8 protein-coding genes are annotated in these 9,564 nt (G+C 72.6%); 6 read left to right on the top strand and 2 right to left on the bottom strand.

Going from position 1 to position 9,564, the window contains the following annotated elements; translation table 11 throughout:
* Window positions 1-155: 155 nt before the first annotated feature.
* Complete coding sequence (locus tag ACWGH0_RS17720; protein WP_453405067.1) at window positions 156-647, bottom strand: MarR family winged helix-turn-helix transcriptional regulator; 492 nt, start codon at window positions 645-647, stop codon at window positions 156-158.
* A gap of 102 nt (window positions 648-749) precedes the next feature.
* Here ACWGH0_RS17720 and ACWGH0_RS17715 point away from each other — a divergent pair, with 102 nt between their 5' ends.
* Window positions 750-1,511, top strand: coding sequence for a dioxygenase family protein (locus ACWGH0_RS17715; protein ID WP_453405110.1), 762 nt, complete (start codon window positions 750-752; stop codon window positions 1,509-1,511).
* 335 nt (window positions 1,512-1,846) lie between these two features.
* Window positions 1,847-2,869, top strand: a complete 1,023-nt coding sequence (locus tag ACWGH0_RS17710; protein ID WP_453405066.1) for a sigma-70 family RNA polymerase sigma factor — start codon at window positions 1,847-1,849, stop codon at window positions 2,867-2,869.
* A gap of 84 nt (window positions 2,870-2,953) precedes the next feature.
* Here the strand turns inward: ACWGH0_RS17710 and ACWGH0_RS17705 are convergent, their stop codons facing one another.
* Window positions 2,954-3,934 (bottom strand): helix-turn-helix transcriptional regulator, encoded by a 981-nt coding sequence (locus ACWGH0_RS17705; RefSeq protein WP_453405065.1) that lies wholly within the window; start codon window positions 3,932-3,934, stop codon window positions 2,954-2,956.
* A 62-nt stretch (window positions 3,935-3,996) separates the two neighbouring features.
* Between ACWGH0_RS17705 and ACWGH0_RS17700 the strand changes: the two genes are divergently transcribed.
* From ACWGH0_RS17700 to ACWGH0_RS17685, 4 genes are all read left to right on the top strand, one after another.
* Window positions 3,997-5,481, top strand: a complete 1,485-nt coding sequence (locus ACWGH0_RS17700; protein ID WP_453405064.1) for an MFS transporter — start codon at window positions 3,997-3,999, stop codon at window positions 5,479-5,481.
* Between the two features lie 130 nt (window positions 5,482-5,611).
* Window positions 5,612-6,373: a DeoR/GlpR family DNA-binding transcription regulator gene (locus ACWGH0_RS17695; RefSeq protein WP_453405063.1), complete on the top strand. Its 762-nt coding sequence runs from the start codon at window positions 5,612-5,614 to the stop codon at window positions 6,371-6,373.
* 7 nt (window positions 6,374-6,380) lie between these two features.
* Window positions 6,381-7,349 carry a 1-phosphofructokinase gene (pfkB, locus tag ACWGH0_RS17690; RefSeq protein WP_453405062.1) on the top strand — a complete coding sequence of 323 codons (969 nt, stop codon included), beginning with the start codon at window positions 6,381-6,383 and terminating at the stop codon, window positions 7,347-7,349.
* Window positions 7,346-9,463 carry a fructose-specific PTS transporter subunit EIIC gene (locus ACWGH0_RS17685; protein ID WP_453405061.1) on the top strand — a complete coding sequence of 706 codons (2,118 nt, stop codon included), beginning with the start codon at window positions 7,346-7,348 and terminating at the stop codon, window positions 9,461-9,463. Before pfkB ends, ACWGH0_RS17685 begins: the two co-directional genes overlap by 4 nt.
* Window positions 9,464-9,564 lie beyond the last annotated feature (101 nt).

Genomic DNA, 9,564 nt, shown 5'->3' with positions numbered 1-9,564 from the left:
TGCGGTGCCGGTCGCCGGGGGGCCCGCCCTGGGGGGGGGCGGTTCGGGCGGCGTGTTGGGGGGGCCCCCCCCCGCCCCCCCCGGCCCGGGGCGCCACGCCGCACCGCCCGCCCGGCGCGCGACGGCGGCACAACCCGGGCCTGCCCTGGCGTCCCTCAGCGGAGCCAGGGCAGGTCCGCGCCCGTGTCCTCCGGTTGGAGCCCTTCGGCCATGACTCGCATGATCTCGCCGAGCTGCCCGACCTGCTCCGGGGTGAGCCGGTCGAACATCGCCTGCCGGACGGTGGCGACATGGCCGGGCGCGGTGCGCCGCAGGACCGCGTACCCCTCGTCCGTCAGTACGGCGTTCTGTCCCCGGCGGTCCGACGGGCAGTCCTCGCGGCGCACCCAGCCGTTGCGCTCCAGGCGGGCGACGGCGTGCGAGAGGCGGGAACGGGTGATCTTCGCGTTCTGGGCCAGCTCGGTCATCCGCAGCCGGCGCTCCGGCGCCTGGGAGAGCTGCACGAGCAGCCCGTAGTAGACGTGCGGCATCCCGGCGTCGCGCTGGAGCTGGCGGTCGAGGTGGTCCTCGAGCAGCGTGGTGGCCTGGAGGTAGGCGCGCCAGGTGCGCTGTTCGTGTTCGCTGAGCCAGCGGGGTGCCGTCGTCATGGCACCACTCTACGACGCACTCCTTGAAGGTTAAACTAGATAGGCGTAGGGTCGTGCACAGGAAAGCTTGAAACTTCAAGGGAAGGTCCGGCCATGGAGCGCATGCCCGCCCTCTACCTGAGCCACGGGGCCCCGCCGCTGGCCGACGACCCCGTATGGCCCGGTCAGCTCGCCGCCTGGTCCGCCGGACTGCCGCGCCCACGGGCGATCCTGATGGTGTCCGCGCACTGGGAGGAGGCCCCGCTCGCGCTCGGCGCGACGCGCACCACGCCGCTGGTGTACGACTTCTGGGGCTTCCCGGAGCACTACTACCGCGTGGAGTACGCCGCGCCCGGCGCCCCCGCCCTCGCCGACGCCGTACGCAAGCTGCTGCGCGGCGCGGGTACGCCCGTCCAGGACATCCCGGACCGCGGGCTCGACCACGGGGCGTACGTCCCGCTGGTGGAGATGTTCCCGGCGGCCGACATCCCCGTACTCCAGATCTCCATGCCCACCCTCGACCCGCGCCGCCTGATGGACATCGGGCGCAAGCTCGCGCCGCTGCGCGACGAGGGCGTGCTGATCGTCGGCAGCGGGTTCTTCACCCACAACCTGGCGGCCCTGCGGCACCCGGGCGGCGGAGTGCCCGGCTGGTCGGCCGAGTTCGACGCGTGGGGGCACGAGGCGCTGGAGGCGGCCGACGTCGACGCCCTGCTCGACTTCGAGCACAAGTCCCCGGCCGGCCGGCTCGCCCACCCGCGCACCGAGCACTTCGCCCCGCTGTTCGTGACGCTGGGAGCGGCCGAGGGTGAACTGGGGACGCGGCGGGACGTGATCGACGGCTTCTGGATGGGGCTCGCGAAGCGCTCGGTCCAGTTCGGCTGAGCCGGGCGGGGGAGGTCCGGCTGAGCGGCGGTCCGTTGATCCGTACGGGCGACGGGACGGCCGTACGGGCAACCTGAGGGCACCGGGATCCGTCTTCAGGGTGGGACGCGTGAGGGTGCCGGGACGGCCGCGATTCCCCGGCTGACCTGCACCTCTGCGGGTCCCGTCGGCGTGCTTCCGCCCGAAGGGGCGAACAGGGTACTGCAAGATCAGCAAAATGAATGCACGCCAGGGGAATTCTGTCCGGTTTCCAGTCGTTGTTTCCATCGGAAGCGGGGCACCCGAAGGGAGTCCGGCAGCCAACCCATCGCGACCTACTCAGCAAGGGAGCACGCATGGCAACCCGTGCCGTCGCCCGTCGTCAGACCGCCACCGGCGGATCCGGCGGGGTACGCAGCGTTCGCGCCGCAGGCGGGGAGATCGCCGACCGTGACCTGGTCGGCATGTACCTCGACGAAATCGCACGGACGCCGCTGCTCGACGCCGCCAAGGAAGTCGACCTCTCACAGACCATCGAGGCCGGGGTGTACGCCCAGCAGATCCTCGACAAGGAAGTGACCTCGGCCGTCGCCGGGGCGGGGGAGAGCGGGGCGGAGGGGGCGTCCCGCGAGGAACTCGAAGCGCTGGTCGCCGAGGGTGAGCGCGCCAAGGACCTCTTCATCCGGTCCAACCTGCGGCTCGTCGTGGCCGTCGCGCGCCGCTATCCGCGCAGCGGTCTGCCCCTGCTCGACCTGATCCAGGAGGGCAACGCCGGCCTGGTGCGCGCCGTCGAGAAGTTCGACTACACCAAGGGCTTCAAGTTCTCGACGTACGCGACCTGGTGGATCCGGCAGGCCATCACCCGTTCCATAGCCGACCAGTCCCGCACGATCCGCCTCCCCGTGCACCTCGTGGAGGAGCTGGGCCGCATCCGCCGCGTGCAGCGGGAGTTCAACCGCATGCACGGGCGCGACCCGGAGCACGAGGAGATCGCCGCCGAGCTGGAGGCCAAGCCCGAGCGCATCAGCGACGTCCTCGACTGGGCGCGCGACCCCGTCTCGCTCAACATGCCGGTCGACGACGCCGGCGAGACGCAGTTCGGCGACCTGCTGGAGGACACCTCCGCCGTCTCGCCCGAGCAGTCGGTGCTCTCGCTGCTGCGCAGCGAGGAGCTGGAGAGCCTCATCGGACACCTCGACGAGCGCACCGCATCGATCATCCGCATGCGGTACGGCATCGAGGACGGCCGGGAGCGGACCCTGACCGAGGTCGGCAAGCAGCACGGACTGACGCGCGAGCGGATCCGTCAGATAGAGAAGCACGCGCTGCTGGAGCTGAAGCGTCTGGCGCACGACACCGGCTTCGAATCGGCCGCCTGAGCCACCCGTCGGCCGCCCGAGCCACCCGGTCCGTCCCCCGACGAGCCCCGGCGCCCTCCCCCCGGCGCCGGGGCTCCCCCCTGCCTACCCCGTCCGCCCGGCGCTCGCCCGGCCGGCCCGGCCCCCGAGCCCGGCGAGGAACTCGACGAGCTGCGGCGGCTCGCTGACCGTGAACTCGCAGCCCACCATCGCCAGCCGGATCCCCAGCCACTCCACCGAGTCGGTCGAGGTGACGTCGAGCCGGCAGCGGCCGTCGTCGCCCTCCACCGGCTCCGGCGCGCCCAGGGTCGCCGGCAGCCGGGCCCCGACGAAGGCGGCGGACGCGTCGAACGCCACCACCACGCGGTAGCGCTCCTGGAAGCGGTTGAGGGACTGCCGGATGAACTCGGCGGCGTTGCCGCTCGGCAGCCCCCGGGGCGTGAACCGCGCTCCCGTGGCGAACGGTTCGCCGACCCGGTCGACGCGGAACGTGCGCCAGGCGTCCCGGTCCAGGTCGTACGCGACGAGGTACCAGCGGCGCCCGGTGCTGACCAGCCGGTGCGGCTCGACCAGGCGCCTGCTCTCGGACCCGTCGCCCGACCTGTAGCGGAACCGCAGCCGCTCCTGCCCGGTGGCCGCCCCCGCCATCACGGTCAGCGTCTGCGGGTCGATCGTCGCGCCGTCGCCGCTGGTCAGCGGGATGGTGGCGGCCTGGAGCGTGGAGACCTGCCGGCGCAGCCGGGACGGCAGCACCTGCTCCAGCTTCGCCAGCGCCCGTACAGACGCCTCCTCGATCCCCTCCACCGCGTGGCCGGCGCCCGCCCGCAGCCCCACGGCGATCGCGACGGCCTCCTCGTCGTCCAGCACAAGCGGCGGCATGGCCTTGCCGGCGACGAGCCGGTATCCGCCGTCCGCGCCCATCGTGGCCTGGACGGGATACCCCAGCTCGCGCAGCCGGTCGATGTCCCGCCGTACGGTCCGCCGGCTCACCCGCAGACGCTCGGACAGCTCGCGGCCCGGCCATTCGCGGGGCGTCTGGAGCAGCGAGAGGAGGTTCAGGAGTCGAGCCGGTGTGTCGGTCGTCATGGCCCCAGGATGCCGTCCGTGTAGGACACGAACTGTCCTACACGGCCCCTAGTGTCGCTCCCATGACTTCCACACCCCCGCCCGACCGCCGCCGGTGGTTCGCGCTCGCCATCGTGATGACAGCCGCGTTCATGGACCTGGTCGACGTGACGATCGTGAACATAGCGGTCCCCAGCATCCGGCAGGACCTGGACGCCACCTTCGGCGCGATCCAGTGGATCACCGCGGGATACGCCCTGGCGTTCGCCGCCGGGCTGATCACGGGCGGCAGGCTCGGAGACATCTACGGCCGCAAGCGGCTCTTCCTCATCGGCATCGGCGGCTTCACGCTCGCCTCCGCGCTCTGCGGGTTCGCCGGCAACGCGGACATCCTCGTGGCGTCCCGCATCCTCCAGGGCGCGATGGCGGCCCTGATGGTGCCCCAGGTCCTGTCCATCGTGCACGCCACCTTCCCGGCGCACGAACGCGGCAAGGTCTTCGGCCTCTTCGGCGCGATCGTCGGCCTCGGCGCCGTGTCGGGCCCGATCCTGGGCGCGCTGCTCACCGAGTGGGACCTGTTCGGCCTCGGATGGCGGCCGATCTTCCTCATCAACCTGCCCGTCGGCATCGCCGGCCTGATCCTCGGCACCCTCTACATCACCGAGTCCAAGGCCCCCAGGGCGCTGCGCCTCGACCTCGTCGGCGTGGCGCTCGCGACGCTCGGCCTCCTCATGCTGATCTACCCGCTGACCCGGGGCGAGGAGCTGGACTGGCCGCTGTGGGGCCACCTCTCGATGGTCGCCAGCCTGGCCGTCTTCGCGCTGTTCGTGGCGTACGAGCGCCACAAGACCCGCAAGGACGGGTCGCCCCTCGTCGAGCTGTCCCTGTTCAAGGTGAAGAGCTTCGCCGCGGGCATCGCGGTGCAGCTGACCTTCGGCGTGGCCCTGGGCATTTTCTTCCTGGTCTGGACGCTCTACATGCAGATGGGCCTCGGCTGGAGCGCTCTGCGCGCCGGCACGACGGGCATCCCGTTCTCGGTCGCCGTGTCGCTGGCGGCGGGCCTGTCCGTACAGAAACTCGTGCCGCGCTTCGGCCGCAAGGTCCTCCAGGCGGGCGCGCTGACCATGGTGGCCGGCCTGCTGCTCTACATCTGGGAGGCCGACCGGTACGGCACGGCGATCCAGCCGTGGCAGATGGCGCTGCCGCTCGTCGTCATGGGGCTCGGCATGGGCCTGATCGTGGCGCCGCTGACCGACGCGGTGCTCTCCGACGTGCCCCGCGAGCACGCCGGTTCCGCGTCCGGCCTGATCAACACGATGGGGCAGACGGGCAACGCGCTGGGCCTCGGCCTGGTCTCCGTCGTCTTCTTCGGCGTCATCGGTGACGATCTGACGCCGGACCGGGTGGGCCCGGCCTTCGTGGACGCGTTCCAGAACGCGCTGTGGTGGACGACGGCGGTACTGGCGGCCATCTTCTGCCTGATGTTCGCCCTCCCCGCGCGCCCCAGGGCCGGCGCGGAGGAGCAGGCGGAAGCGGCCGTGGCCAAGGAGCCCGTGCTCGCTCCCTGAGACCGGAGAACGGCGCCCGGGCTCAGGCTCGGGCGCCGTTCGCATGCCCGAACATGTTTACTTCCTGCTCCATCTTTCGTAATCTCACTGCGGAACCACAGAATCGGGCATCGGACGGATGTAAACCCACATGTACGCACCGGAGCGCCAGCAGGAGATCCTCCGCCTCGCACGCGAGGGCGGACGCGTGGACGTGCTCTCCCTCGCGGAGACCTTCCAGGTCACCGCCGAGACCGTCCGCCGCGACCTCAAGTCCCTCGACCGCGCGGGCCTGCTGCGCCGCGTGCACGGCGGCGCCATCCCCGCGGGCCGCCTGGACTTCGAGCCCGACCTGGCCGAGCGTGAGTCCACCGCCGCCGACGAGAAGGACCGCATCGCGCTCGCCGCCCTCGCCGAACTCCCCGAGGACGGCAGCGTCATCCTCGACGCCGGCTCGACGATCGCCCGCCTGACGGCGAACGTCCCGCTGGAGTGCGGGCTGACCGTCGTCACCCACGCGCTGCCCGTCGCCGCCCGCCTCGCCGACCACCCCGGCATCGACCTGCACCTCGTCGGGGGCCGGGTCCGCCACCGCACGCGCGCCGCCGTCGACGCCTGGGCGCTGCGGGCGTACGCCGAGATCCGCGCCGACGTCGCCTTCCTCGCCACCAACGGCTTCTCGCCCACCAGTGGCCTCACCACCCCGGACCTCGCCGAGGCCGCCGTGAAGCGTGCCGCGGTCCGCGCCGCCCGCCGGGTGGTGCTGCTCGCCGACTCCGCCAAGTACGGGCAGGAGCACTTCGCCCGCTTCGGCGACCTCACCGACATCGACCTGCTCATCACGGACACCGGCCTGAGCGCGCGGGACGCCGCCGCCATCGAAGCGGCCGGCATCGAAGTCCAGCGCGTCTAGGAACGACATGATCCTCACCGTCACCCCCAACCCCAGCCTCGACCGGACGTACGAAGTCCCGGTCCTGAAGCGCGGCGAGGTGCTGCGCGCCACCGCCGACCGGATGGACCCGGGCGGCAAGGGCGTCAACGTCTCCCGCGCCCTCACGGCGGCCGGTCACCGCACGGTCGCCGTCATGCCGCTGGGCGGCGCACCGGGCGCGCTGGTGTCCGAACTCCTGACGGCCCAGGGCATCGACGTCGCACCGGTCCCCGTCACCGGCCACACCCGCTCCAACATCACCGTCGTCGAACCCGACGGCACGCTCACCAAGATCAACGCACCGGGCCCCGAACTCTCCGCCGCCGAAGCCGAGTCGCTCCTCGCCGCCGCGCACAGCCGGTCGGCCGACGCCGGCTGGATCGCCTGCTGCGGCAGCCTGCCCCTGGGCCTCGCCCCCTCCTGGTACGCCGAGTTGGTCGCCCGCGCCCACACGGCGGGTGCCCGTATCGCCCTGGACACCTCGGGCGCCTCCCTCCTCGCGGCGCTCCGGGAGCGCCCGGACGTGGTGAAGCCCAACGCCGAGGAACTGGCCGAGGCGGTCGGCCGCCCTCTGGCCACGGTCGGCGACGTACTGAAGGCGGCCCACGAACTCCGAGCCGCCGGGGCGCGCACCGTGCTCGCCAGCCTCGGAGCGGACGGCCAGCTCCTGGTCGCCGGAGGTTCCACGTACTACGCGACTTCGCCGCCCGGCGCCGTCCGCAGCAACGTGGGCGCGGGCGACGCCTCCCTCGCCGGCTTCCTGGCGGCGGGCGGTGAGGGCCCGCACGCCCTGGCCGCGGCCGTCGCCCACGGCGCGGCCGCCGTACGCCTGCCCGGCAGCGTCATGCCGCACCCCGCCGACCTGGACCTCGCGGCCGTCACGGTGACCCAGGACATCCCCCTCTCCCGCGCCCTGACCGAGCCGCCCCTCACCCCCTCAAGGAGCCCGCGATGAGCCAGATGATCACCGCGGACCTGGTCGACCTCGACCTGGCCGCCCTCACCAAGGAAGAGGCGGCGCGTTCGCTCGCCGAGCGCATGGCGGCCCTCGGCCGCGTGAGCGACCTCGACGGCTTCCTCGCCGACGTCGCCGCGCGCGAGGCGCAGATGCCGACCGGCCTCGACGGCGGCATCGGCATCCCGCACTGCCGCAGCGCACACGTCACCGAGCCGACGCTCGCCTTCGGCCGCAGCCCGCGCGGCATCGACTTCGGCGCCCCGGACGGCCCGGCCGACCTGATCTTCCTCATCGCGGCCCCGTCCGGCGCCGACGACGCACACCTGACGATCCTCTCGTCCCTGGCCCGCCACCTGATGGACGCGGACTTCACCACCGCCCTGCGAACCGCCGCAACCCCGGCACACGCAGCCGCCCTGATCAGCGGCGAGAACACCCCCGCCGATGCGTCCACGGTGCCGGGTGGGGACGTGCGGGCCACCCCCCCCGCCCACAGCCCGACGGTGCCGGGCGGGGACGTGCCGGGGCGCTCCCCGCAGGGTGTCGAACGCGACCACGCCGAAGTACCCGCAGCGGTGGCCGAAGGTTCGGCACCCGAGGAGACGCCCGGGCACGGCACCGCCTCCGAAGCCCCCGCTTCCCCGGCCCCAACGGACCCCGCCGCCGAACAGTTCAGGATCGTCGCCGTGACGTCCTGCCCCACCGGCATCGCCCACACCTACATGGCAGCCGAGGCCCTGGAACGCGCGGCAGCCGACAGCATCGATCTGGCCGTGGAAACCCAGGGCTCGGCCGGCTTCACCCGCCTGGACCCCGCCGTGATCGCCGCCGCCGACGCCGTGATCTTCGCGCACGACGTCCCCGTACGCGACAAGGAGCGCTTCGCGGGCAAGCCGACGGTCGACGTCGGCGTGAAGGCGGCCATCAACCGCCCGGCCGAACTCATAGCCGAAGCGCGGGCCAAGGCGGAACGCGGCGAAACGACGGCACCCGCACATACCGCCCCGCTGAACGAGAAGGGCGACCCCGGCGACGGCTACGCCACCAAGCTCCGCAAGTGGCTGATGTCCGGCGTGAGTTACATGGTCCCGTTCGTAGCCGCGGGCGGCCTCCTCATCGCCCTGGGTTTCGCCATCGGCGGCTACGGGATCGACAAGGCCCCCTCCGTCGTGGAGCACTTCGCCTGGACGGACACCACCAGCTGGGCCGCCCTGATGTTCCAGATCGGCGGCCTGGCCTTCGGTTTCCTGGTCCCCGTCCTGGCCGGTTACATCGCGTACGGAATGGCCGACCGGCCGGGACTGGTCCCCGGCTTCGTGGGCGGGGCCATCGCGGTGGCCGTCAACGCGGGCTTCCTCGGCGGCCTCGTCGCCGGCCTGGTCGCGGGCGCTGTGGTGACGGCGATCCAGAAGGTCCGGATACCCGCCGCCCTGCGCGGCATCATGCCGGTCGTGGTGATCCCGCTGATCTCCTCGATCGCGGTCGGCTTCCTGATGTTCCTGGTGATCGGCGAGCCGATCGCGAAGCTCCAGAGCGCGCTCACCGACTGGCTGTCCGGCCTCTCCGGCGCCAACGCGGTCATTCTCGGCGTGATCCTCGGCCTGATGATGGCCTTCGACCTCGGCGGCCCGCTCAACAAGGTGGCGTACGCCTTCGCGGTCGGCGGCCTGGCGGACCCCAACGAGGGCAGCCTGAAGGTCATGGCGGCCGTCATGGCGGCCGGCATGGTGCCGCCGCTGGCCATGGCGCTGGCGACGACCGTACGGGGCAGGCTCTTCACCAGGACCGAGCGCGAGAACGGCAAGGCTGCCTGGGTGCTGGGCGCCTCGTTCATCACCGAGGGCGCGATTCCGTTCGCCGCGGCGGACCCGCTGCGCGTGATCCCGTCCGCGATGGCCGGCGGAGCGGTGACGGGCGCCCTGTCGATGGCGTTCGAGTGCACCCTGCGCGCCCCGCACGGCGGCATCTTCGTGGTGCCGCTGATCGGCAACCCGTTCCTCTACCTGGTGGCGATCCTCGCCGGTACGGCGGTCAGCACGACCCTGGTCGTCGTCCTCAAGGGCCTGCGCAAGCCGACCCCGCGCGCGACCACCGAACTGACACCGGCCTGACCCCAACGGCACCACACCAAGCACCCGCCGCGCGGAACCCACCGCCACGGGCAGCCGACGCCAGGGCGGAGGCCCCCCGTTACCGCCCCACCGCCCGGCGA

The sequence above is a fragment of the Streptomyces sp. NPDC054887 genome (assembly GCF_053610585.1).
Note: the sequence above shows the minus strand (reverse complement) of the source record. Positions and strands in the feature narration are given on the sequence as shown.

What these genes read in the sequence shown, in the direction of transcription:
- ACWGH0_RS17720 (WP_453405067.1), bottom strand. Translation starts at nt 647, where the DNA reads ATGACGACGGCACCCCGCTGGCTCAGCGAACACGAACAGCGCACCTGG.
- ACWGH0_RS17715 (WP_453405110.1), top strand. Translation starts at nt 750, where the DNA reads ATGCCCGCCCTCTACCTGAGCCACGGGGCCCCGCCGCTGGCCGACGAC.
- ACWGH0_RS17710 (WP_453405066.1), top strand. Translation starts at nt 1,847, where the DNA reads ATGGCAACCCGTGCCGTCGCCCGTCGTCAGACCGCCACCGGCGGATCC.
- ACWGH0_RS17705 (WP_453405065.1), bottom strand. Translation starts at nt 3,934, where the DNA reads ATGACGACCGACACACCGGCTCGACTCCTGAACCTCCTCTCGCTGCTC.
- ACWGH0_RS17700 (WP_453405064.1), top strand. Translation starts at nt 3,997, where the DNA reads ATGACTTCCACACCCCCGCCCGACCGCCGCCGGTGGTTCGCGCTCGCC.
- ACWGH0_RS17695 (WP_453405063.1), top strand. Translation starts at nt 5,612, where the DNA reads ATGTACGCACCGGAGCGCCAGCAGGAGATCCTCCGCCTCGCACGCGAG.
- pfkB (WP_453405062.1), top strand. Translation starts at nt 6,381, where the DNA reads ATGATCCTCACCGTCACCCCCAACCCCAGCCTCGACCGGACGTACGAA.
- ACWGH0_RS17685 (WP_453405061.1), top strand. Translation starts at nt 7,346, where the DNA reads ATGAGCCAGATGATCACCGCGGACCTGGTCGACCTCGACCTGGCCGCC.